The following is a 23205-nucleotide window of genomic DNA, read 5'->3' as shown; positions in this document are numbered from 1 at the left end:
TGGCCGCGGCACGGGGTTGCGGCAGCGGCGGCAATTCACCCTCGGGAAGGCGCGCGTCGGGGCGGTTGAAACCGGCATCCGCGCGAATGCGGAACTTCCGGGCCCTAGGCGTCGTACTCATAAAGCCTCCGGGCCTCTTCCAGCGTGTCGAAGTGGTGCAGCGTTCCGTCGCGCAGAACCGCAGCGGTTGTCGCGAACCGCTCCAGCACCTGCGGTTGATGGCTGACGATCACCACCGTCGCCTCCTGCAGGCGGTCCTTCAGGATGGATCCGGCCTTGCGATTGAACTCGGCATCCGTGGTCGATGGCATGCCTTCGTCGATCAGGTAGATGTCGAACTCCAATGCCAGCATCAACGCGAAGCTGAAGCGGGCCTTCATGCCTTGGCTATAGGTGCCGACGGGCATGTCGAAATACTCCTCGATCCCGCAGAGATAGCGGCAGAAGGCTTCGACGTAGTCGGGGTCGAGGCCGTAGAGCATGGCGATATAACGCGCGTTCTCGGTCGCGGTGTTCCGTGCCACGACACCGCCCATGAACCCCAGGGGGAAACTGACACGGCTGGTGCGCCGAATCTCGCCCTCGTCCGGTTTTTCCAACCCGGCCATCATGTTGACCAACGTCGTCTTCCCCGTTCCGTTCGGCGCCAGGATGCCCACGGACCGTCCCGGTTCCACGCGGAACGAGGCGCGATCGAGGATCACCTTGCGCTGCTGGCCGGTCCAGAAGGACTTTGAGACGTTGTCGAATTCAATCATCGGTTCAGATTTCGGGCACCCCGAATGAATGGCGTTGGCGGCCGGGACCTATCCTGACAGTCCTAGCGTCGCAATCGGCCCACAATAAGGTGATCCACGCCGGATCGTCGGGCACCGGCGCGGATATTGCGACCATATCGCGGCAAATCGCTCCTATCCCGGCTGCTTCTGTACCTTGGTAACCTTGCCGACCACCAGGCTGATCGCGGCAGCCGCGAAACTGAGGAGCGCGCCCATCTTGGCCGCATCCTGAACCGGTCCCGGGTCGAACGCGACGGAGGCCACGAATAGCGAAACCGTAAACCCGATGGCGGCCACGCAACCGATCACGAACAAGTCGACTGTCCGCATCCCTTCCGGCAGGCCGAGCTTGAAGGTATGCGCGCCCAGATAGCCGAACAGAAGAACGCCCAGCGGCTTGCCGATGATGAGGCCCGCCAGCACCAGCCAGGTCGGCTCGGCGATGGCCGAGAACTCCACCCCGGCATTCATCAGGCCGAACAGGAAGAGCACGATCTCGACGGGGTGTTTTAACAGATGCTCGGTATGGTTCAGAAGGTCGGTCAGATACTGTTCTGCCTCGGCGAAAATCCCGAAGGCACGGTCCGCATGCGGCAGGGTCGGCACGATCGGCAAAAGCCCCAGCGCGGGATGCAGCCCTGATTGCGCGAAGCCGAACCACGACAGCGCGCCCGCAATCAGGTACGGCCAGAAGGACAGCTTCTGCCGCACCCAGGTGGATCTCGGTCGCAACTGGTCGCCGGCATCCATCTTGCGGGGCAACCAGTTGAACAGGACGAACACGCCGACCGCCGCCGCCAGCGACAGCAACAGCCAGACTGGCGCGAGTTCGCCCGACGGATAGAACACCGCCAAGATGATCAGGCCCGCCGCATCGTCGGCGATCGCCAGCAACAGCAGGAACCGTACGGCCGGGTGACCGGCCCCGAACACCAGCCGGCCGACGAGGTAGCTGAACGCAATATCGGTCGCCGTGGGAATCGCCCAGCCGTTCGCGACCTCGCCGAACTTCGCCGGACCCAGCAGCCAGGCGAGACCCAGATAGACCGCGATCGGCCCGAACATGCCGCCCGCGGTGGCAAAAAGCGGGGTGGCCGCCTTCTTGCCACGCAGGCTGCCCTGTTCGAGGATCACCGCCTCCCAGACCTCCTTGCCCGCGATGGCGAAGAAAAACGCCATCAGAATATCGTTGACGAGGTAATGCGCCGTCAGGACCTTCGCCGTTTCGGCATGGCCGAACAGTTCCGCATCTTCGCCCAGAACCAGTTCCCAATGATGCAGGTCCGTCCCGATCACGTCGTTGAACCAGAGCGGGTAGTCGACCAGCAGATGATAGGAATGGGCATCGGTGTTCGCCCAGACCAGGGCGATCAGCGCCCCCAGGATCAGCAGAAGCGAGTAGTTGGTGACGAAGTTCCAGACCCGGTACATAGACACTCCCCAGCTGACGTTCCGGCCTAGCTAGCGGAGGGGCGGGCATGCGGCAAGCGGCGTTGCCCCGCGGATCACAAAAGGGGCGCCCCGAAGAGACGCCCCTTGCCAGATGCGGTCGTTCCGCCGCCCGTCAGGTCCAGTAGGGCGACGTGCCGTAGCTCTGATGCGTGCGGGTTTCCCAGTCGCGGTTGCGCTCCCAGCCGGACTCGGCCTTGGGCGCCTCGTTCAGCTGGGCCTCGGTGATCGCGGTGCGAAAGCCGCCCAGCGACGTGTCGTAGGTCAGCGTGTTCCACGGAACCGGGCGCTCGTCGCCGCCGATCCCGAGGACTCCACCGAAATTCATGACGGCATAGGCAACCTTGCCCGACTGCTTGTCGATCATGACACGGTCGATCGTGCCCACCTTCGAGTCGTCGGCGCCATAGACGGCGGTTCCGGATACGTCGCCCGCCGCGACGAGATTCGCGTTGTCATGGGTCATCTTGTTCCTCCGTTTGCAGGTTCAGCCCCCCGTGGGACTGTGAGGAATCAACGACCTGTCAGGAACGAAGTTCCAAGTAACGCGCACGTCATGTCGGGCCTTCGCGCCATCCGGCGGCAGGGCGCCAGTGACCGTCATCGCGCGCCAACCCCCACGCATGACAAAGGCCCCACGCAGGGGGCCCTTGCAACGTTCCATTCGGTCGGTCCGGCCAGGCGGCCGAACCGGCGGATCACATCATGCCGCCCATGCCGCCCATGTCGGGCATGCCGCCGCCGGCGTTCGCACCCGGCTTCTCGGGCTTGTCGGCCACCATCGCTTCGGTGGTGATCAGCAGACCGGCGATCGAGGCCGCGTCTTCCAGTGCGGTGCGCACGACCTTGGCCGGGTCGATCACGCCGAACTTGAACAGGTCGCCATACTCTTCGGTCTGGGCGTTGAAGCCGAAGGTCGTGTCGTTCGACTCGCGAACCTTGCCGGCCACGACCGAACCGTCGACGCCGGAGTTCTCGGCGATCTGACGCAGCGGCGATTCCAGCGCCTTGCGCACGATCGCGATACCGGCGTTCTGGTCGGAGTTGGCGCCGGTCAGCCCGTCAAGCGACTTGCCGGCCTGGACCAGGGCGACACCGCCGCCCACGACGACACCTTCCTGAACCGCGGCACGGGTGGCGTTCAGCGCGTCATCGACGCGATCCTTGCGCTCCTTCACCTCGACCTCGGTCATGCCGCCGACGCGGATGACGGCGACGCCGCCGGCCAGCTTGGCGACCCGCTCCTGCAGCTTCTCGCGGTCGTAGTCCGAGGTCGTCTCCTCGATCTGCTGACGGATCTGCGACACGCGGGCCTCGATCTCGGCCTTCTCGCCGGCACCGTCGACGATCGTCGTGTTGTCCTTGGTGATCGAGACGCGCTTGGCCGAACCCAGCATGTCCATGGTGACGTTCTCAAGCTTCATGCCCAGATCGTCCGAGATCACCTGGCCGCCGGTCAGGATCGCGATGTCCTGCAGCATCGCCTTGCGACGGTCGCCGAAGCCCGGCGCCTTCACGGCGGAGATCTTCAGGCCACCGCGCAGCTTGTTCACGACCAGCGTAGCGAGCGCCTCGCCCTCGACGTCCTCGGCAATGATCAGCAGCGGCTTCTGCGACTGGATGACCTGCTCCAGGAGCGGAACCATCGGCTGCAGCGACGAGAGCTTCTTCTCGTGCAGCAGGATCATGCAATCCTCAAGGTCGGCGGTCATCTTGTCGGGGTTCGTCACGAAGTACGGCGACAGATAGCCACGGTCGAACTGCATGCCCTCGACCACGTCGGTCTCGGTCTCGAGGCCCTTGTTCTCCTCGACGGTGATGACACCCTCGTTGCCGACCTTCTGCATCGCGTCGGCGATCTGGCGGCCGATCTCGGCCTCACCATTGGCCGAGATGGTGCCGACCTGCGCGACTTCGTCGCTGTCGGTCACGTCGCGGGCGGCGGCGCGGATGGCTTCGACGACCTTCGCGGTCGCCAGGTCGATGCCGCGCTTCAGGTCCATCGGGTTCATGCCGGCGGCGACCGCCTTCATGCCTTCCTTGACGATGGCCTGGGCCAAGACCGTCGCGGTGGTGGTGCCGTCACCGGCCTCGTCGTTGGTGCGGGAAGCAACTTCCTTCACCATCTGGGCGCCCATGTTCTCGAACTTGTCTTCCAGTTCGATTTCCTTGGCGACCGAGACACCGTCCTTGGTGATACGGGGGGCACCGAACGACTTGTCGAGCACGACGTTGCGACCCTTGGGGCCCAGCGTCACCTTGACGGCGTCGGCGAGAATGTTGACGCCCTTGAGCATGCGATTGCGGGCGTCGGTGTCGAATTTCACGTCCTTGGCGGCCATGTTATTCTCCTAAGATTGAAAGTGTTGCGGAAGGATTACCGGGGCATCTGTACGGGCCGGGGCCCGCCGATCAGGCGATGACGCCCAGGATGTCCGATTCCTTCATGATCAGCAGCTCTTCGCCGTCCAGCGTGACCTCGGTGCCCGACCACTTGCCGAACAGGATCTTGTCGCCGGCCTTGACCGAAGGGGCGATCAGCTCGCCCGAGTCCTTGCGGGCACCCTCGCCGACGGAAACGATCTCGCCCTCGGCGGGCTTTTCCTTGGCGGTGTCGGGAATGATCAGACCACCCTTGGTCTTCTCGTCGGATTCCACGCGACGGACCAGAACGCGGTCGTGCAGCGGTTTGAAAGCCATGCGAATAGCCTTTCGATTATGTGTTTCCCAGTGTTGTCACTCATCTGATGAGAGTGCCAACGACGGCTAGGTAGGCAGGTCGCACGATCTTGTCAACGGGTCGGGAATGCGATCACCGGGGTCGTCGACACGCGGGATCACCGATCCCCTGCTTCATCATGGTCCGGACCGCAATCCCCTTTCCCCCGAGCCTGCCAACCCGCCGGCGTGACCGCGATCGGCGCGACAGGTTACAGATGCGCCATCCCTTCAAAGATCACGGTGCGGCCCTAACTGACGACCGTGCCCGTTCCACAGGATATCGCCGCGTGCCGCCTCTGCGCCGACCGCTTCGCCGCATCGGCCACCGGACATGCGCCCGCGCCGGTCGTCTGGTTCCGCCCCGGCGCCCGGATCCTCGTGGCCAGCCAAGCGCCGGGCATGCGGGCCCATCTGTCCGGCAAGCCCTTCGACGACCCGTCGGGCAAGCGCCTGCGCGAATGGATGGGCGTGGACGACGCGACCTTCTGGGATCGCGACCGCGTGGCCATCGTGCCGATGGGATTCTGCTTTCCGGGCTACGACGCCAAGGGCGGCGATATCCCGCCCCCGCGCCTGTGCGCCGCGACATGGCGACGCGCGGCCTTGGACCATGTCGGCCAGGTCGACGTGACCCTGCTGATCGGCGGCTACGCGCAGGACTGGCACCTGGGTCGCGGCAAGGTAACCGATCGGGTGCGCGCCTGGCGGGACCTCGCACCCCGGACCTTCTGCTTGCCCCACCCGTCCTGGCGCAATACCGCATGGCTCAAACGAAACCCATGGTTCGAGGCGGAGACCCTGCCCGGACTGCGCACCGCAATCGGGGATACCCTGGCGCGATGACCGAACACACACCGCTGGACGCCGCGCATGTCAGGGCCGAGGCCGAAGGAACCGATCTCGCCCGATTGTCCTTCTTCGAGCGACTGGCCGAGGCGGAACTTCATCTGATCCTCGACGATGCCGCGGAACTCGGGGCCGACGCCACGGTGACGCCGCGACTGGTCGAGGTCGAAGGGGATCGCTACGCGCTCGGCTTCGACCTGGTCGAGCGGTTGGAGGCATTCGCCGGCGGTTGCGCCACCGTGACGGTCTCGGGGCGCCGGCTGGCGGCCCTTCTGGCGCACGAGGGGCTGGGCCTCGCGCTCAACCTCGGCGGTGCGCCGTCGGCCCAGCTGCTGCCACCGGATGCGATTGCCTGGCTCTCGCGAACGCTGGCGCACGAACCCCAGGAGACCGACCGCCGGATTGCCGAAATCGCCCCGCCCGGCCGATTGCCCGAGGCGCTGCTGACCGCGCTGGACGGCAAGCTGCGCCTGGCAGCGGGGTTAGCGCGCTACGCATACCTGGCTCAGGCCGTCTACGGCGACGGCATGCGCAGCCACGTCCTCGGCATCGTCGACCCCGTGCCGGGGGGCGAACGTGATCTGGCCCGCGCGGTCTCCGAGGCTCTGGTGTTCTCGGGTCTCGAAGCCGGCACGCTGGATGTCGTCTTCCTGCGTGCGTCACAGCCGCTGACGGCCCGTTTGGCCCGCCATGGCCTGCGGATCGACCTGCCCGCGCCGGCGCCGGCGGGACCTGTCCGTGACCCGGATGCCCCGCCGCGCCTGCGCTAGGCGCGCCGACCCGCCATCGGCTGCAGGGCCACGCCGGCACCGCGCAGCGCATCACGCACGGCCTGCGCAATCGCCACCGCCCCGGGGCCGTCGCCATGCAGGCAGATCGAGTCGCACGCGGCGGGGATCTCGTGACCCGAGGCGGCGATGATCGCGCCCGCCTCGACGAAGCGGACCATCCGTTCCGCCGCAGCATCCGGGTCATCGATCATCGCGCCTTCGGTCCCGCGCGGGATCAGGGTCGCATCGTCGCGATAGCCGCGATCCGCGAATATCTCGCCCGCCCAGTCCGCACCCAGTTCCCGTGCCGCCGCCTCCTGCTCCGTACCCGCAAGGACCAGCAGGATGACATGCGCATCCACCCGCAGCGCCGCGCCATAGGCCGCGCGCGCCAGGTCCCGATCCCGCGACGCCATGTTCGCCAGCGCACCGTGAAGCTTCAGGTGCCGAACCTCGGCGCCGACGGTCGCGGCCACGCCGCGCGCGGCACCGAACTGCCAGGCGACCAGGCGACCGACGCTTTCGTTCGACATGGCCATGGGCCGCCGACCGAAGCCCTGAAGGTCCGCGAAACCCGGATGCGCGCCGATCCCGACGCCATGCGCGGCGGCCTTGCGCATCGTGTCGGCCATCACGTCCCAGTCGCCGGCATGCGCACCGCATGCGATGTTGGCCGAGGTCACGATTTGCAGAAGGCCCGCGTCGTCACCCATCTTCCAGGGACCGAACCCCTCGCCCATGTCCGCGTTCAGATCGACCTTCATTCGTCCCCCTTTGCGGATACGACCCCGCCGACCAGTTGCAATCCCATCAGGTCCGGCACCTCCGACGGCGACCGGACGGAACGCTCCGTCCGCAGACGGGGCGGCCGGAGCGCCGCCGCCTCGGCCGCGGTGACGAAGGCGAAGCGGAGCGTATCGCCCGGCGCCGCCTGCATCGCGCGCGGCAAGTCTGCCCCGATCACCGATCCGATCCGGGGATACCCGCCCATGGTCTGACATTCGGGCCCCAGAATATAGGGCACGCCCTCGCCCGTCATCTGGACATCGCCGGGCAGTATGAAGTCGGAAAGCAGGTTCAGCTGCCCCTCGGTCGCGAAGCCCTCGCCCTTCTGCGCAAGGCGGACGCCTTGCCGGTTTCCGCGTGGATCGCGGGTGAACGTCGTTTCGGTGAAACGCTGGCGCTCGGCCTCGGGAAACAGGGCGGTCTGCGGCGTCGGGACAAGACGCAGAAGCCCGCCGCCGAACCGATCGACCGGCGCGATCCGCAGCGCATGGCCCGTGGTCGCCTCGCACGGCAAACGGTCGCCCGCCTGCAATGGCGCACCGATGCCGGCGATCAGATGCATGGACCGGCTGCCCAGAAGTTCGGGCGTCGCAAGGCCGCCCCGGGCGTGGACGTAGGAATAGACCCCGGGCCCCATGGGCCGCAACGTCAGGACGGCGCCCTCCGGGAGCGGATGGGCCGCATGCCAGCCCAGCACGGTGCCGTCGCATTCCGCCTTCATCGCGGCACCCGTCAGCGCGACCACCGTGGACACCTCGAAGCGCAGCGTCAGGGGGGCGCCGGCCGTCTCGATCCCCGCACCGATATCGTCCAGCAGCGCCCGCGCCTCGATCCGCGCGGCGGGGTCGGCCGCCCCGCCCCGCGCGAGGCCCTGCGCCAGATGCCCGGGCCGCCCATCGTCCTGCACCGTCGTCAGCGGGCCGCAGGCCAGAACCTCGATCATGCCAGTTCCTCGAACGTCGCTCCGCCGTGGCGGTCGGGATCGGCCTCGGCGCGCTGCCGCAACCCGTCGGCGGACACGGCGGGAAAGGATACCTCGTCGCCTGCGGCAAGGGCGATCGGGCGTGTCCGCGACGGCTCGAAACAGCCGAACGCCGTTCGCCCGACCTGCCGCCATCCGGTCGGCGCCTCGGTCGCGAAAAGTACGAACTGGCGGACGGCGACGACCAACGCGCCTTCGGGCACCTTCGGTGTCAGGCCGGTCTGCCGTGGCAGGTCCCAACACGCCGGCAGAATGCCCAGATACGGCATGCCCGGCGCAAAGCCCAAGGCGAGGACACGGACGCGCGTCGTCGACAGTGACCGCACCGCGTCCCCGGGCGACAGGCCCGCCAGATGTGCGGCCTCCTCCAGCTGCGGGCCATCCTCACCGCCATAGCTGCAGGGTATGGACCAGAGCCTTCGCGCCGGACGCGGTGCATTGGCCCAGTCACGTTCCGCCAGGCAGGACCTGAGCCACGGGCCGACCTCCGTCGGATCGCCCGCGTGGCGGACGAGGACGGAACCCAGCGACGAGGCCGTCTCCAGCACCTGTGCGTGCCCCTCCGCCTCCAGCCGGGCGCGAAAGGCCACGCAGGCCCGGTTGGCGGAATCGTCCAACCGCTCGGAAAAGCGAACCAGCAGCGCCGCCTCGCCCAACGGCTCGATCCGGGGGAAATCGTCCAGCATGACGTATTGGGTCGCGCGGCGCGACGAAGGCGTCAAGCCTTGTACCGATCGCCGCCACGTGGAACGACGGGGCGATGCGACTGGCCTACACCATGACCGAAGGCAAGGGGGCGTTGGACCCGCTGCTGCATGACCTCGCGCGCCGCGCGATGGATGCCGGATTGCGTGTGGCCGGCATCGTCCAGGTCAACAGCGACAGTCCGGGCTGCGCGCGCTGCGACATGGATGCGATCGTCCTGCCGGATGGCCCCGTGATCCGCATAAGCCAGTCGCTGGGGCCGAATGCCCGGGGCTGCCGTCTCGACGCGGCCGGCCTGGAGGCCGCCGTCGCCGCCGCCGAGGCGCGGCTGGCGGCCGGTGCGGACCTGCTGGTCGTGAACAAGTTCGGCAAGCAGGAGGCCGGGGGCCGCGGATTCCGGCCCGTCATCGCCACCGCATTGGCCGAAGGCGTCGACGTGATAGTGGGCGTGAACACGTTGAACATGCAGGCTCTGCTGGATTTCGCCGGGGGTATCGCCGTCCAGCTTCCCCCGGACGCCGAACGCTTGGCGAGGTGGCTGCCGGCCCGCGATCCGGCCGTCGGGCGGGCGCCCTTAGGCCGCGCCCTTTGACCTTGCGGCGCAAGGGGCCGACACCCTAGATGCCCGCCATGGAACCCGCGCGCGGCAAGGCCATCCCCGTCTGGCAGATCTGGCTCTGGCCCGCGATCCTCGTGGGTCTGGCCTTCGCCATGTGGCTGCTTCCATGGGGGCAATGGGTGCCCGTGCTGCGCGATTGGGTCGACAGCCATGGTGCCTGGGGCGTCCTCGTCTACCTGGCCGTCTACGTGGTGGTCGTTATCCTGCCCCTTCCCGCCGCCGCGATGTCGGTGGTGGGCGGGCTGGCCTTCGGTTGGTGGGGCTATCCGCTGGCGATGCTGGGCAGCGTGCTGGGCGCCATACCGCCCTATCTCATCGGACGGCACTGGCTACGCGACCGCCTGATCCGGCGCGTGGCCGGGCAACGGATGCTCGCGGCCGACCGGGCGATCGGGCGGAACGCCCTCGTCTTCGTGGCACTGTTGCGACTGACGCCGATCCTGCCGTTCACGGCGCAGAACTGGCTGCTGGGCCTGACCGCCGTTCGCACGGGGCCGTATCTCGTGGCCACGGTTCTGGGCCTCGCGCCGGGAACCTTGGCGATGGTCTGGCTGGGCGAAATGGGGGGCCTGGCCTCGGTCGGAAGCAGTCGCGTCCAGCTGATCCTCGGGGTCGGCGGACTTCTGGCATTCGGCATCCTGGTCCTGTGGCTGGGGCGCGTCGCGACGGAGGAGCTGCGTCGCGCGGGCTTTCACGGGCCGGGCCAATCCGCCGATGGACGTTGAGGGCGTCCCCTCAGCGAAGAAATCTACGCAGCAAGCGCAACGCCTGTGACGCGCGGTGGGCGTTGCGGGACGTCTTTCGACCGAAGATTCGCGTCAGGCCTGCCTTCATGGCCAGCCTCAGGATCATTCGCTGCATGGCGGTCTCCTTAGTCGGGGTCCGGCGGGGCCGGCGTGAAAAGGTCTTCGGTCTCGTCCTCCGTCTCCTCCTCCAATCCCGGCGGGGGCGCGTTGTCCAGAAGGCCCGCGGCGCGCAGTTCCTTCAAGCCCGGCAGATCGCGCGGCGAGGACAGGCCGAAGTGATCCATGAACGCACGCGTCACGATGAAGGTGATGGGCCGCCCGGGCGTCATGCGGCGCTTGCCCAGCTTGATCCATTCCAGTTCCAAGAGCTGCTCGATCGTGCCCTTCGAGACCGAGACCCCCCGGATCTCCTCGATCTCGGCGCGGGTGACGGGTTGGTGATAGGCGACAATGGCCAGCGTCTCGATCGCGGCGCGCGACAACTTGCGGGTCTCGACCGTCTCGCGCGTCATGAGGAAGGCCAGATCTGCTGCCGTCCGCATGGCCCAGGCATCCCCGACCCGCATGACACGCACCCCGCGATCCTCGTAGCGCCGCTGCAGCGCCTCCAGCGCCGCGGGCGCATCGCAGCCATGTGGCAGGCGCGCGTGCAACTCCGCCACCGTCACCGGCTTGGCCGACGCAAACAGGATCGCCTCGACCATGCGCTCCTGCTCGGCCGGGTGGGGGGCCTCGAACAGCGTCTCCCCGGTCACGCGCCCGCTCCGCCGGACCGGACGCGGATCGGTCCGAACATGTCATCCTGCCGCACCTCCAGCCCGCCGTTCTTGGCGAGTTCGAGCGTCGCGGCAAAGGTGGAGGCCGTGGCCGAGCGGCGACGGGCCGGATCGCTGCGCCAACCCTCGGGCAGGAAAGACATCAAGTCTATCCAGTCGGGCACATGGCCGAGGATGGGGCGCAGACGCTCCAGCGCCTCCTCCATCGTCCAGACGCCGTCGCGATCCATGACGAAGGGTCGGAAATTGTCCCGCGTGCGGGTCCGGGCATAGGCCTGCATCAGGTCCAGCAGGGTCGCCGTCCAGACGACCTTCCGGGTCCGTTCGCGCGACTGCGGCTCGCCCCGGGCGAAGATGTCGCGGCCAAGCTGGTCACGGGCCATCAGGCGCGCGGCGGCCTTGCGCATGGCCTCCAGCCGCTCCAACTGAAACGCCAGATGCGCGGCCAGGTCCTCGGCCGACGGCCCCTCCTCGTCGGGGTCCGGCGGCAACAGCAAGCGCGATTTCAGGAATGCGAGCCAAGCGGCCATGACGAGGTAGTCCGCCGCCAGCTCGATCCGCAACGCGCGCGCCCGCTCGACGAAGGTCAGATACTGCCGGGCCAGGTGCAGAACCGAGATCGTCCGCAGATCGACCTTTTGCGTCCGCGCCAGCGACAGCAGCAGGTCGAGCGGCCCCTCGAAGCCTTCGACGTCGACGATCAGCGCCTCGGCGGCGATCCTGTCGGCGACGTCATCACGGGCCGGTCCCTCTACGAATTCGGAATGGTCGTTCGTGGCCACACGGCCCCCTCAGGAAGTGAGGGCGTCAAGTTCCGCGCGGGCGGCCTCGGTGTCAAGTTCGACGGGGTCGGCCCGCAGCGTCAGCGCCCTGTCGGCGCGTCGCAGGCTCTCGCCCTCCAACCTCGGACAATGCGACGCGACCACCTGCAGGTCGTCCCATTCCCCGTTGCAGTGCAGCACGACATCGCAACCCGCATCCATCGCACCCCGGCAGCGGGTCGCCAGATCGCCCGGCAGCGCGCCCATGCTGATATCGTCCGTCATCAATAGGCCGTCGAACCCGATCGTGCCCCGGATCTCGGCGTGGACGGCGGGCGAGATCGTGCCGGGTTCGCCGTCGATGGCGGTATAGACGACATGAGCCGTCATCCCCATGGGCAGGTCCGCAAGCCGGCGGAACACCTCGAAATCGGTGGCGCGCAGCTGGTTCAGGGCGGCCTCGACGCGCGGCAACCCCTTGTGGCTGTCGACCGTTCCGCGGCCATGTCCGGGGATGTGCTTCATCACCGGCAGAACGCCGCCCTGCAGGCACCCTTCGGCATTGGCCCGGGCGCGGCTGGCGACCGTGTCCGTGCTGTCGCCGTAAAGGCGCGAGAGCAGGAACGGATGCGTCCGTTCCCCGGCAATGTCCGCGGTGGGCGTACAGTTCACGTCGATGCCGACGGCGCGAAGCTCCCGCGCGATCAAGGTGGCGCGCAGGAACATGGCCCGCTCGGGATCGCCGGCGCGCGACATCTGCGTCAGCGGCCGGGGCCACCGGGTCCAGAAGGGCGGGCCCAGCCGTTGCACCCGTCCGCCTTCCTGGTCGATCAGGATCGGCGCATGCCGGCCCACGCTGTCGCGCAGCGCCCCGGTCAGTGCGCGCAACCGGTCCGGCGTGTCGACGTTGCGCGCGAACAGGATAAACCCCCAGGGGTCGCTGTCGCGGAAAAACGCGGCTTCCCGTTCGGTCAGGTCGGGACCCTCGCACCCGAGGATGAAAGCCCCGGCCATCGGGTCAGCGGACCGTGACCGGGATGCAGGCCGCGTCCTTGGCCAGAAGTTCCGAACAGAAGCGGCGCGCGTCCGACGCGTCGGCGAATCCCACGACGCGCAGACGCCAGAAGTCCCGCCCGCCGGAGCGCGCCTTCTGGATCATGCGCTTCTTGCCCGCCATGTAGTCGCGGAACCGTCCCTCCAGCCGATCCCATTCCGACCGGGCCACGGCTTCGCTGTCGAAGGCGCCCAGTTGCACGACTCGCGTTCCGGGCACGACCGTGGCCGGGTCGACATCGCGCGCACCGGCGACGGGATCGGTCCGTTCCATCGGGGCGAGCGACGCCACCTCCACCCCGACGCGGGCGGCCGGTGCTTCGGTCGGCAGCTTCGCCGGTGCCGCCAAAGCCTTGCGCAACCCCGCGGGCCGCTGGCTGGGCCGCGCGGAACGGGCCACGCCCGGCACGGCCGACGGCAACGCGGCGGCGACCGAAATCTCGGGCTCCTCCTCAACGGCGGGGGCGTCATCGGCGGCGGAGGCAGAAGCTTCGACCAAGGTGCCATCGGCGCTCTCCGCCTCGATCAGGGCCAGCGTCTCTGCCACGATTCCCGCGTGCTGGAAGGCCACCGTCTCGACTTCGGCCTCCGCCGCGTTCGCTTCGGGCTGTGCCTCGGCCACGGCCTGCTCGGCGATTTCCCTGCGCTCGCCCAGTGCCGGCGCGTCGAGCGCGACGGGCGGCGGGGCCAGCACGATCTGGTCGGGCGCGGGCGCCGCCGCCCCGCCGGACGTGATATCGGACAGCGCCAGGCCCTGGAACGGTGCGACCGTGCCGCCGGGATTCTCGGGCGCGACGCGCATCGGGCCTTCGACGGCGCGAACGACCGGCACCCCCGACACGTCGCGGAACGCCAGGTCGACGGCCCAGAACGCCATCGCCCCGGTCAGACCGATCGACGTCACCGCCCCGGCCCAGTTCACGAAGCCGAAGTTGCGCGCGGCTTCCATCAGACGCGAAGGTTCCTCCACGCCGTAATCGGCGCCGTAATAGTCGAGATCCGCCATGTGCCTGCCCTCCACCGGCCGGGCGGCGTTGCCCGACGGGTTGTGTGATCACTGCCAATGGACGCGACGTTGATCGCCGCTGTCCGCCTCTGCTCGTCCCCGCGTCGCCGCCGCCCCTTAGGGGGTCTTCAACGCATCTCCGTCGCGGGTTCGACACCAAGGATACCCAAACCGGCCGCGATTACAATGGAGACGGCCCGGGCCAGCGCCATCTTCGCGCGGCTTGTGTCGGGATCGTCCTGCAGGAAGCGCAGGCCCGTCTCCTCATTGCCCCGGTTCCAATGGGCGTGCAGCCCGGATGCCAGGTCATACAGGTAGAACGCGATGCGGTGCGGCTCATGCGTGCGGGCGGCGATCTCGACCAGGCGGGGCCATTCGGCCAGCTTCGCGGCCAGGGCCATCTCTGCCTCGTGGTCCAGCAGGGACAGGTCGGCCGTACGCAGCGATTCGTCGGACGCGTCGATTCCCTGCGCGGCGGCCTTACGCAGGACGGACATGACCCGCGCATGGGCGTATTGGACATAGAAGACCGGATTGTCCTTCGACTGCTCCAGCACCTTCGAGACATCGAAATCCAGCGGCGCGTCGTTCTTGCGCGTCAACATGACGAAGCGGGTGACGTCCGGGCCGACCATGTCGATCACGTCCGAAAGCGTGACGAAGGTGCCCGCCCGCTTGGACATCTTCAGCTCCTCGCCGTCGCGGGTCAGGCGGACGAGCTGCGTCAGCTTGATGTCCAGCGGAACTCGGTTGTCCGTCAGCGCGGCAACGGCCGCCTTCATGCGCTTGACGTATCCCCCGTGATCCGCCCCGAACACGTTGATGAGCGCATCGAAACCCCGTTCGACCTTGTCGAAGTGATACGCGACATCGGGCGCGAAATACGTCCAGGAGCCGTCGGATTTCTGGATCGGCCGGTCGACATCGTCACCATAGGCGGTGGAACGGAATAGCGTCTGCTCGCGCGCCTCCCAATCCTCGGGCAGCTTGCCCTTCGGCGGCTCCAGCGTGCCCCGATAGATCAGGCCCTTGTCGCGCAACGTCTCGATCGCGGCCTCGATCCGGCCCGTGCCGTAGAGGGATTTTTCGGAGAAGAACACATCCATCTCGACGCCGAGACGCGCCAGATCCTCGCGGATCAGTTCCATCATGGCGTCGGTGGCGAATTCGCGGATGTCGGCCAGCCAGTACTGTTCGCCCTTGTCCAGATAGGCATCGCCCACCTTCGCCTTCAGCGCCTCGCCCACGGGGATCAGGTAGTCGCCCGGATACACGCCGTCGGGGAAATCCACGTCCTGGCCATGCGCTTGCAGGTAGCGCAGGTAGACCGAGCGGGCCAACGTGTCGATCTGGCTGCCGCCGTCATTGATGACGTATTCGCGCGTTACGTCATGGCCCGCATATTCCAGCAGCGCGGCGAGGGCGTCGCCGAAGACCGCACCGCGGGTGTGGCCGACATGCAGGGGACCGGTCGGGTTGGCAGATACGTATTCGACATTGACCCGGCGCCCCTGCCCCATCGCGGAACGCCCGAACCCGGTGCCCTGCGTCAACACCTCCGCCACGACGTCCTGCCAGACGCGGTCCGACAGGCGGATGTTCAGAAAGCCCGGTCCCGCGACTTCCGCCGTGGCGACGCGCGGATCGCTTGCCAGCCTCGGTGCCAGCGCCTCCGCGATATCGCGCGGCTTGCGCTTGGCCGGCTTGGCCAGAACCATCGCCGCATTCGTGGCCATGTCGCCATGCGCGGGGTCGCGCGGCGGCTCGACGGCCACGTTCGTCATGTCCAGCCCGTCGGGCAACACGCCTTCGCGGGTCAGGTTGGCCAGGGCGTCCAGCGTCAGAGCACGTATGTCGGCGAAAAGGTTCATCGGTTCGGTCCGTGGATGGGGTCCCGCCCCTTTAGCGCCGGCGTGTTCGGGGTTCAACGCGTCGCGGCGACCGCCTTGGCGTCCGATATCAGGCGGTCGTGGCATTGCAGGGCGAACCTGTCCGTCATCCCGGCAACATAGTCGCCGACGATACGGGCCAGGGCCGTCTCGTCCGCGGCCTCCGACACGTCCTTGCGCCACTGCTTGGGCAATTCTCCGGGGGTCTTCAGGAAGAACGGGAACAGTTCCTCGACCACCTGCGTGACCTCGGCGCGCATGGCGACGACCGACGGCGCGCGGTACATCCGCTCGAACAGGAAGCGGCGTATGATCTTAAGGTCGGACCAGAGCGCGGGCGAGAACTGGACCACCATCCGCCCGGCATGGCGGATATCCTCGGGCGTCCGCGGATCCAGCTCGCGCAAGTTGCGCTCGGTCACGCCGATCACGTCCTCGACCAGAACGCCGAAAAAGCGGCGCAGCGCCTCGTGCCGGCGGCGATAGTAGTTCAGCCCAGGATATTTCGCGTCGACCTCCGCGAAACAGTCGCGCAGCACCGGCAGCTCGGCCAGCTCGTCGGTGGAGAACAGCTCCGCCCGGAGGCCGTCATGCAGGTCGTGGTTGTTGTAGGCGATGTCGTCGGACAGGGCGGCGACCTGCGCCTCGGCGCTGGCGTGGGTGTGCAGCTCCAGATCGTGGACCGCGTCGTATTCCGCCAGTGCGGGGGGGACCGGCTCGCCCACCGGGCCGTTGTGCTTGGCGATCCCCTCCAGCGTCTCCCATGTCAGGTTCAGGCCGTCCCATTCGGCGTAGTGACGCTCCAGCCGGGTGACGATGCGCAGCGTCTGCGCATTGTGGTCGAACCCGCCATAGGGCGCCATCAGCCGGTCCAGCGCCTCCTCGCCCGTATGGCCGAACGGGGTATGTCCCAAGTCATGGGCCAGGGCGACCGCCTCGGTCAGTTCGATGTTCAGCCCCAGGTGCTTGGCGATCGTGCGGGCGACCTGCGCGACCTCGATCGAATGGGTCAGGCGGGTGCGGAAATAGTCGCCCTCATGCTCGATGAAGACCTGCGTCTTGTGCTTGAGGCGGCGGAACGCGCTCGCGTGGATGATCCGGTCGCGATCGCGCTGGAAGGGCGAGCGGAAGGCGCTCTCCTCCTCGGGGTGCAGCCGCCCGCGGGTCCGGGCAGGGTCGCAGGCGAAGGGGACGGTCAAAGGGGGGCCTCACTTGGCAGGCGGCGTCGGGCCCCATATATCCACCCTGTCAGCGATGCACGACCCCCGAGGCGAACCGATGGATCTTTCACTGCCCCCCCAGGTGACCCAGCGCGCCTACGAGCGCCTGGCCGAGATCGGCGCCGGCGATCAGGGCAAGGCCCTGCGCGTGGCGGTCGAGGGCGGAGGCTGCTCGGGTTTTCAGTACCAGATCGAACTCGACACGCCCGCCGACGGCGACCTGGTGCTGGAGGGCGAGGGTCAGAAGGTCGTGGTGGACGAGGTTTCGCTGCCGTTCCTGTCGAACGCGGTGATCGACTTCACCGAGGAGCTGATCGGCGCGCGCTTCACCGTCCAGAATCCGAACGCCGCCAGCAGCTGCGGCTGCGGGGTCAGCTTCTCGATGTGACGCCGCCCGCGGTCAGCCGCAGGAACCGCGCCAGAAGCGCAGCCGTCGCTGCCGCGAGGCCCACGACCAGGCCCAGCCAGATGCCCGTGGGCCCCATGCCGAACAGGAAGCCGAGGACGTAGCTGGCCGGGATGCCCAGCGCCCAGTAAGACACGATCGCGTAGATCATCGGAAGCTGGGTGTCCTGGATCCCGCGCAGCATGCCCAGCGACATGACCTGCCCCGCATCAACCAATTGGAAAAGGGCCGCCAGTACCAGCAGATGCACCCCCAGGATCAGGATTTCGGGCGCCATCGGATCGGCCGGGTCGAGGAACAGGCCGATGATCCACGGCCCGCCCCCCAGGTACAGGATCACCGCCAGCACCACCGCGACAGCCGACAGGATCGACGCCGCCAGCGCCGCGCGGCGCAGGCCCACGCCATCGCCCTGCCCCCAGGCTCGTCCCACGCGCACGGTGACGGCCGAGGATAGGCCCAGATGCACCATGAAGGTCAGCGCGGCGATCTGGATCGCGATGCCGTGCGCCGCAAGCGCGACCGTTCCCAGCCACCCCATCATCAGCGCAGAGGCCGCGAAGAGGCCGGACTCCGACAGATGCGTCAGCCCGATGGGCCAGCCCAGCCGGAAGATCTGGCCGAAGATCGGCCAGTCGGGGCGGTGAATGTTGCGGAACAGCTCGAACCTCGCCATGCCGGGGCCGCGCGTGACGTAGACCGCCAGCACCAGCGTCGTCAGCACATGCACCGAGACGGAGGCCGCTGCGGCCCCCCGGAGTCCCATTTCGGGAAAGCCCGCATTGCCGAAAATCAGAAGCCAGTTCAGCAGGATGTTCAGCGCGGCGCCGGCCAGGGTCGCGAGCAGCACGATCCGCGTCCGCTCCAGCGCCGAAAGGTGGCTCCGCAGGGCCGCGGTCAGCAGCGCGGGGATCATGCCCAGCCCGGCGATCCGCAGATAGGCCTGCGCGTCCGCCGCGACCCCCGGCGTCTGGCCGAGCGCCAGAAGGATCGGCTCCGACCAGGTCATCGCCGGGGCCATGACCAGCCCCGTGAGCAGCGACAGCCACAACCCCATGCGCGCCACGCGGCGGACATGGACCTCGTCGTCGCGCCCGATGGCGCCGGCGGCCATCGGCATGCAGGCGACCGCAAAGCCGGAGCCCAGGACGAAGAGCGTGAAGAAATAGGATGTGGCCAGCGTCGCCGCCGCCAGCGCCGCAACCGAGTAGCGGCCCAGCATCAACGTATCCGTCAGCCCGATCAGCACCTGCGCGACCTGGCTGCCCACCAGTGGCAGGCCGAGGGCGAGCGTGCGCCTCAGATGATGGGACAGCGTTTCCGACATGACCCCGCGGTAGCGCCCGGGCGAAGCCGAGGCAAGACGGTCAGGCGTCGAGGCGGTCCTGCGCGCCGTTCACGACATGGACCACCTCGCGCCGGCGGACCTCCAGTTCGGCGCGGTCGTCCGGATCGGCGACCGCCGCGATGGCGTCTGTCAGCAGATCCAGCAGGCGCGTCCCGTCGGCGACCACGGCTTTCAGCGCCGTGCCCTCGGTCAGGTCGCGGATCCCGCCCCGCACGATGTCGGTCAGGCTTCGGTCCGGGCCGGCATCGTGCTGGCGCGCCGTCAGCATCTGCGCGACATCGGCGGCCAACACGTCCAGGATGTCATGCCAACGCACCAGGATCTCGGTCGCCTCGGGGTCGGTCCCCTCGACGTCGATCCGGCCGATGGCCTGATGCAATTCCTCCTGCAACCGGATCAGGTCGCGGGTCGATGGCGGCAGCCGTTCGTCCGACGACGGATCGACGGTTTCCGTCGCAACCATGTTGTTCGCCGCAAGCTGCGGGGGTGTCGCCGGTTCAGTCATCCCGTTCTCCCTTTGCGAGAGAACCGTCTCGCAGGACGGGCGGTTCCGACAACGAAAAAGGAGCGCCCCGACGGACGCCCCTTCCATCGTCGGCAGGAAACCGATCAGCCGACGATTTCGAGCCCCGAGAAGAAATACGCGATCTCTTCCTTGGCGGTGTCCGGGCCATCCGAGCCGTGAACGGAATTCTCGCCGATGGAGAGCGCGTATTCCTTGCGGATCGTGCCCTCGGCCGCGTCGGCGGGGTTGGTGGCACCCATGACTTCGCGGTTCTTGGCGATAGCATCCTCGCCCTCGAGGACCTGCACGACGATCGGCTCCGACGACATGAACTCGCACAGTTCGTCATAGAACGGACGATCCTTGTGGACCTCGTAGAACTTGCCGGCCTGTGCCTTCGTCAAGTGGATGCGCTTCTGGGCGACGACGCGCAGGCCCGCCTCCTCCAGCTTGGCGACGATGGCGCCGGTCAGGTTGCGCTTGGTGGCGTCGGGTTTGACGATCGAGAAGGTACGCTCGGTGGCCATTCGGAACTCTCCTGGGTTTGACGTTTGGCGGCGCCTTAGCAGGGGCCGCGGGGGAAGGGAACCGCCCGGTTGACAAGGCGTGGATGGCCCCGCATGGCACGGCCATGCTGCAGATCACCGACCTGAACTACTCCGTCGCGGGCCGCTCTCTTCTCGAGGGGGCGAGCGCGACCATTCCCGACGGCCACAAGGTCGGGCTGGTCGGGCGCAACGGCACCGGAAAGACGACCCTGTTCCACCTCATCCGGGGCGAGCTTGCCCCCGACGCGGGCGAAATCGTGCTGCCCGCCCGCGCCCGTATCGGCGGCGTCGCGCAGGAGGTGCCGTCCTCCGGCGTCACGGTCCTGCAGACGGTGCTGGATGCAGATACCGAGCGTGCATCGCTGATGGCCGAGGCCGAGACGGCGACCGACCCCGCCCGCATCGCCGACGTGCAGGCGCGCTTGCAAGATATCGACGCCTGGTCCGGCGAGGCGCGCGCGTCGAGCATTCTCAAGGGTTTGGGATTCGAAGTTCACGAACAGAGGCGTCCCTGTTCCGACTATTCCGGTGGTTGGCGGATGCGCGTGGCCTTGGCCGGCGTGCTGTTCGCCCAGCCCGATCTGCTGCTTCTGGACGAGCCGACCAACTATCTCGACCTCGAAGGGGCGCTGTGGCTGGAGAGCTATTTGGCGAGATACCCCCATACGGTCATCATCATCAGCCACGATCGCGGCCTGCTGAACCGCGCCGTCGGCGGCATCCTGCACCTCGAGGACAAGGGCCTGACCTACTATACCGGGCCCTACGACACCTTCGTCAAGATGCGGGCCGAAAAGCGGGCCGGCCAGGCGGCGGCGGCGGCCAAGCAGGTGGCGCAGCGCGCCCATCTGCAGAGCTTCATCGACCGCTTCAAGGCCAAGGCCACCAAGGCCAAGCAGGCCCAAAGCCGGGTCAAGATGCTGGAACGGATGGAGACGATCACCGCGCCCGAGGATGCCGCCCGCGTCGTCTTCACCTTCCCCCGCCCCGAGGAATTGTCGCCCCCCATCGTCCGGCTGGAAGGCGCGGCCGTGGGTTACGGCGGGGAGCCCGTGCTGAAACGGCTGAATGTGCGCATCGATCAGGACGACCGCATCGCCCTCCTGGGCCGGAACGGCGAGGGAAAATCAACGCTTTCCAAGCTGTTGTCCGACAGACTTCAACCATGCGAGGGAGACAAGGTCGCCTCGTCGAAACTGCGCATCGGCTATTTCGCGCAGCATCAGGTGGACGAGTTGCATGTCGACGAGACCCCGCTGGAGCATCTGCGCCGCGAACGCCCCGACGACGCGCCGCCGAAATTGCGCGCGCGTCTGGCCGGGTTCGGGCTGGGCGTTGATCAGGCGGACACGGTGGTGGGGCGGCTGTCGGGGGGACAGAAGGCGCGGCTGTCGTTGCTTCTGGCGACGTTGGACGCGCCACATATGTTGATCCTAGACGAACCGACGAACCACCTCGACATCGAAAGCCGCGAGGCACTGGTCGAGGCGCTGACGGCCTATACCGGCGCCGTCGTGCTGGTCAGCCACGACATGCATCTGTTGAGCCTCGTGGCGGATCGGCTGTGGCTGGTGAAGGGCGGCTCGGTCGGGCCTTATGACGGCGATCTGGAACAGTACCGCAGGATGCTGCTGCAAGGTGAAGAACGTCCTGCAAAATCCCGACAGGAAAAGAAAAAGATGCCCGTCAGTCGGGACCAGATTCTGGAACTGCGATCCGAGACGCGCAAGGCCGAGGCGCGGGTGCGCAAGATCGACGAGATGCGCGACAAGCTGGCCAAGAAGCTGGCGGACCCCGCGCTCTACGAGGATGGACGGACGGGCGAGCTTGAGACCTGGAACAAGAAATACGCCGAGGTCATGGCCGCGGCAGACAGGGCCGAGGCCATCTGGATGCAGGCAATGGAAACCCTTGAGCAGGCAGAGAAATAGCGTGTCACCCCCTGTGCACCCCGCGTACACCCCCCGCGCATACGTCCGGATGCCTCAGGCATGACCGCGAACGAGCTGATCACGGCGTTCACGGCGCTTTTCGTCATCATCGACCCGATCGGACTGGCGCCGATCTTCGTCGCCATGACGGCGGGAATGCCAGCGCAGGCCCGGCGGGCGATCGCGATCCGCGCCTGCGCCGTGGGCGCGGCCCTCCTGATCGTGTTCGCGCTGGCGGGCGAAGCGGTGCTTAACTTCCTCGGCATCTCCATGCCGGCCTTCCGCATCGCGGGTGGTCTACTGCTGTTCCTTACCGCGCTGGAGATGCTGTTCGAGAAACGCCAACCCAAGCGCGAAGGGCGGGCGGAGGAGCCGACATCCGATCCCTCCGTCTTCCCGCTGGGCCTTCCCCTGATCGCGGGGCCGGGGGCCATCGCGACGATGATCCTGCTGACCGACGGCGCCGCCCCGCTGGGCACGGCGCAGGCCATCGGGGTGATGCTGACGGTGATCGGCGTCGTGTTCGTGCTGTTCATGCTGGCCACCCCGATGGAACGCCTTCTCAAGCCGACGGGGATCAACGTGGTGACGCGCCTTCTGGGGATGCTGCTGGCGGCGCTGTCGGTGCAGTTCGTCCTGGACGGGCTTGCGGATCTTCCGGGTTGGTTATGACCGCGACCGGGCCTAGATACCGGTGATGACGGGCGACGACACGGCTTCCCTTATCTATCTGACGCTTTTTGGGCTGCTGATCGGCGGATCCTATCTGATCGTCAACCGGCGGCGGATGGGACAGGTCGCGCAGCATGCGGCGATCTGGTTCTTCATCTTCGTCGGGGCCGTTCTGGTTTTCGGCAACTGGGACAGGATCGAGCGCGCCGCCCTGCCCCGCCAGACCGTGATCACGGGGGCCGACGGCGTCGTCGTCGACCTGCCGCGCCGTCGTGACGGGCACTACTACATGGAGTTGGAGGTGAACGGCGTGCCGCTGGATTTCGTCGTCGACACCGGGGCGACGGACCTCGTCCTGAGCCGGGACGACGCGCGGGCCATCGGGATCGAACCCGACGAACTACGCTATCTTGGGCAGGCCTTTACGGCGAACGGCCCCGTCCGGACGGCGAATGTCCGGCTGGACGAAGTCGTGCTGGGCGAAACCGTTGACGAGAACGTCCCGGCCGTCGTCACCGAAGGCGACCTGTTCCAGAGTCTGCTGGGCATGTCGTACCTGCAGAATTTCGGCCGCATCGTGATCGAGGACAATCGCCTGCAGCTAATCCGCTGAAACGGTTCCCGCCGCGTGCCGGCCGTTTGCCCGGCCGGTGGAACGCCCCTATGGTCGCGTCATGACCGCCGAGA

The 23205-nt window shown here is 67.6% G+C and carries 25 protein-coding genes; 8 read left to right on the top strand and 17 right to left on the bottom strand.

Going from position 1 to position 23205, the window contains the following annotated elements; genetic code table 11:
- Nucleotides 1-104 precede the first annotated feature (104 nt).
- The 5 genes from MWU52_RS00925 to MWU52_RS00905 all read right to left on the bottom strand — a co-directional run bounded on the left by MWU52_RS00925 (nt 105) and on the right by MWU52_RS00905 (nt 4928).
- Nucleotides 105-758 carry an ATP-binding cassette domain-containing protein gene (locus tag MWU52_RS00925; protein ID WP_246948377.1) on the bottom strand — a complete coding sequence of 218 codons (654 nt, stop codon included), beginning with the start codon at nt 756-758 and terminating at the stop codon, nt 105-107.
- Between the two features lie 153 nt (nt 759-911).
- Nucleotides 912-2210, bottom strand: a complete 1299-nt coding sequence (locus MWU52_RS00920; protein WP_246948375.1) for a Na+/H+ antiporter NhaA — start codon at nt 2208-2210, stop codon at nt 912-914.
- A 133-nt stretch (nt 2211-2343) separates the two neighbouring features.
- A complete protein-coding gene (locus MWU52_RS00915) occupies nt 2344-2694 on the bottom strand; it encodes a PRC-barrel domain-containing protein (protein WP_246948373.1) in 351 nt (116 codons plus the stop codon).
- A gap of 232 nt (nt 2695-2926) precedes the next feature.
- The gene (gene groL, locus MWU52_RS00910) at nt 2927-4570 is read right to left on the bottom strand and encodes a chaperonin GroEL (RefSeq protein WP_246948371.1); all 1644 of its coding nucleotides are present in this window, start codon (nt 4568-4570) and stop codon (nt 2927-2929) included.
- Between the two features lie 70 nt (nt 4571-4640).
- Nucleotides 4641-4928, bottom strand: coding sequence for a co-chaperone GroES (locus MWU52_RS00905; protein ID WP_246948369.1), 288 nt, complete (start codon nt 4926-4928; stop codon nt 4641-4643).
- Between the two features lie 282 nt (nt 4929-5210).
- On the opposite strand from MWU52_RS00905, the gene MWU52_RS00900 reads away from it, so the two are divergent.
- Both MWU52_RS00900 and MWU52_RS00895 read left to right on the top strand, forming a co-directional pair.
- A complete protein-coding gene (locus tag MWU52_RS00900; protein ID WP_246948367.1) occupies nt 5211-5792 on the top strand; it encodes a uracil-DNA glycosylase family protein in 582 nt (193 codons plus the stop codon).
- The gene (locus tag MWU52_RS00895) at nt 5789-6565 is read left to right on the top strand and encodes an SseB family protein (protein WP_246948365.1); all 777 of its coding nucleotides are present in this window, start codon (nt 5789-5791) and stop codon (nt 6563-6565) included. The genes MWU52_RS00900 and MWU52_RS00895 overlap by 4 nt, the downstream gene beginning before the upstream one ends.
- On the opposite strand, the gene MWU52_RS00890 is transcribed toward MWU52_RS00895, so the two are convergent.
- Genes MWU52_RS00890 through MWU52_RS00880 form a run of 3 tightly spaced genes read right to left on the bottom strand, consistent with a single transcriptional unit; the run spans nt 6562 to nt 9019 of the window.
- Nucleotides 6562-7329: a 5-oxoprolinase subunit PxpA gene (locus MWU52_RS00890; protein WP_246948363.1), complete on the bottom strand. Its 768-nt coding sequence runs from the start codon at nt 7327-7329 to the stop codon at nt 6562-6564. The genes MWU52_RS00895 and MWU52_RS00890 overlap by 4 nt on opposite strands.
- Nucleotides 7326-8294, bottom strand: coding sequence for a biotin-dependent carboxyltransferase family protein (locus MWU52_RS00885; RefSeq protein WP_246948361.1), 969 nt, complete (start codon nt 8292-8294; stop codon nt 7326-7328). The genes MWU52_RS00890 and MWU52_RS00885 overlap by 4 nt, the downstream gene beginning before the upstream one ends.
- Nucleotides 8291-9019, bottom strand: coding sequence for a carboxyltransferase domain-containing protein (locus MWU52_RS00880; RefSeq protein WP_246948359.1), 729 nt, complete (start codon nt 9017-9019; stop codon nt 8291-8293). The genes MWU52_RS00885 and MWU52_RS00880 overlap by 4 nt, the downstream gene beginning before the upstream one ends.
- Nucleotides 9020-9093: 74 nt before the next feature.
- On the opposite strand from MWU52_RS00880, the gene MWU52_RS00875 reads away from it, so the two are divergent.
- Complete coding sequence (locus MWU52_RS00875; RefSeq protein WP_246948357.1) at nt 9094-9630, top strand: DUF2478 domain-containing protein; 537 nt, start codon at nt 9094-9096, stop codon at nt 9628-9630.
- A gap of 38 nt (nt 9631-9668) precedes the next feature.
- Nucleotides 9669-10382, top strand: a complete 714-nt coding sequence (locus MWU52_RS00870; protein ID WP_246948355.1) for a VTT domain-containing protein — start codon at nt 9669-9671, stop codon at nt 10380-10382.
- Nucleotides 10383-10528: 146 nt separating this feature from the next.
- Here the strand turns inward: MWU52_RS00870 and scpB are convergent, their stop codons facing one another.
- The 6 genes from scpB to MWU52_RS00840 all read right to left on the bottom strand — a co-directional run bounded on the left by scpB (nt 10529) and on the right by MWU52_RS00840 (nt 17087).
- Nucleotides 10529-11107 (bottom strand): SMC-Scp complex subunit ScpB, encoded by a 579-nt coding sequence (scpB, locus tag MWU52_RS00865; protein ID WP_246952703.1) that lies wholly within the window; start codon nt 11105-11107, stop codon nt 10529-10531.
- A gap of 47 nt (nt 11108-11154) precedes the next feature.
- Complete coding sequence (locus MWU52_RS00860; RefSeq protein WP_246948354.1) at nt 11155-11961, bottom strand: ScpA family protein; 807 nt, start codon at nt 11959-11961, stop codon at nt 11155-11157.
- A 9-nt stretch (nt 11962-11970) separates the two neighbouring features.
- Nucleotides 11971-12954, bottom strand: a complete 984-nt coding sequence (locus tag MWU52_RS00855; protein ID WP_246948352.1) for a glycoside hydrolase family 3 protein — start codon at nt 12952-12954, stop codon at nt 11971-11973.
- Between the two features lie 4 nt (nt 12955-12958).
- A complete protein-coding gene (locus MWU52_RS00850; RefSeq protein WP_246948351.1) occupies nt 12959-13999 on the bottom strand; it encodes an SPOR domain-containing protein in 1041 nt (346 codons plus the stop codon).
- Between the two features lie 128 nt (nt 14000-14127).
- Nucleotides 14128-15870: an arginine--tRNA ligase gene (gene argS / locus MWU52_RS00845; RefSeq protein WP_246948349.1), complete on the bottom strand. Its 1743-nt coding sequence runs from the start codon at nt 15868-15870 to the stop codon at nt 14128-14130.
- Between the two features lie 53 nt (nt 15871-15923).
- A complete protein-coding gene (locus MWU52_RS00840) occupies nt 15924-17087 on the bottom strand; it encodes a deoxyguanosinetriphosphate triphosphohydrolase (protein WP_246948346.1) in 1164 nt (387 codons plus the stop codon).
- A 79-nt stretch (nt 17088-17166) separates the two neighbouring features.
- Between MWU52_RS00840 and MWU52_RS00835 the strand changes: the two genes are divergently transcribed.
- Nucleotides 17167-17496 (top strand): iron-sulfur cluster assembly accessory protein, encoded by a 330-nt coding sequence (locus tag MWU52_RS00835; protein ID WP_246948343.1) that lies wholly within the window; start codon nt 17167-17169, stop codon nt 17494-17496.
- Here the strand turns inward: MWU52_RS00835 and MWU52_RS00830 are convergent.
- From MWU52_RS00830 to ndk, 3 genes are all read right to left on the bottom strand, one after another.
- A complete protein-coding gene (locus MWU52_RS00830; protein ID WP_246948339.1) occupies nt 17480-18841 on the bottom strand; it encodes an MATE family efflux transporter in 1362 nt (453 codons plus the stop codon). The two genes, MWU52_RS00835 and MWU52_RS00830, sit on opposite strands and share 17 nt — an antisense overlap.
- Nucleotides 18842-18881: 40 nt before the next feature.
- Nucleotides 18882-19367, bottom strand: coding sequence for a hypothetical protein (locus MWU52_RS00825; RefSeq protein WP_246948335.1), 486 nt, complete (start codon nt 19365-19367; stop codon nt 18882-18884).
- A 104-nt stretch (nt 19368-19471) separates the two neighbouring features.
- Nucleotides 19472-19894: a nucleoside-diphosphate kinase gene (gene ndk / locus MWU52_RS00820; protein WP_246948333.1), complete on the bottom strand. Its 423-nt coding sequence runs from the start codon at nt 19892-19894 to the stop codon at nt 19472-19474.
- A gap of 104 nt (nt 19895-19998) precedes the next feature.
- Here ndk and MWU52_RS00815 point away from each other — a divergent pair, with 104 nt between their 5' ends.
- Genes MWU52_RS00815 through MWU52_RS00805 form a run of 3 tightly spaced genes read left to right on the top strand, consistent with a single transcriptional unit; the run spans nt 19999 to nt 23131 of the window.
- Complete coding sequence (locus tag MWU52_RS00815; protein ID WP_246948330.1) at nt 19999-21846, top strand: ABC-F family ATP-binding cassette domain-containing protein; 1848 nt, start codon at nt 19999-20001, stop codon at nt 21844-21846.
- A gap of 60 nt (nt 21847-21906) precedes the next feature.
- Entirely contained in the window at nt 21907-22518 is a 612-nt protein-coding gene (locus tag MWU52_RS00810; protein ID WP_246948328.1) for a MarC family protein, read from the top strand.
- A 25-nt stretch (nt 22519-22543) separates the two neighbouring features.
- Entirely contained in the window at nt 22544-23131 is a 588-nt protein-coding gene (locus MWU52_RS00805) for a TIGR02281 family clan AA aspartic protease (protein ID WP_246948324.1), read from the top strand.
- Nucleotides 23132-23205 lie beyond the last annotated feature (74 nt).

It is taken from the genome of Jannaschia sp. S6380 (genome assembly GCF_023015695.1).
GTDB lineage: Bacteria > Pseudomonadota > Alphaproteobacteria > Rhodobacterales > Rhodobacteraceae > Jannaschia.
The sequence above is the reverse complement of the archived record's forward strand: the minus strand, read 5'-3'. Positions and strand labels throughout refer to the sequence as shown.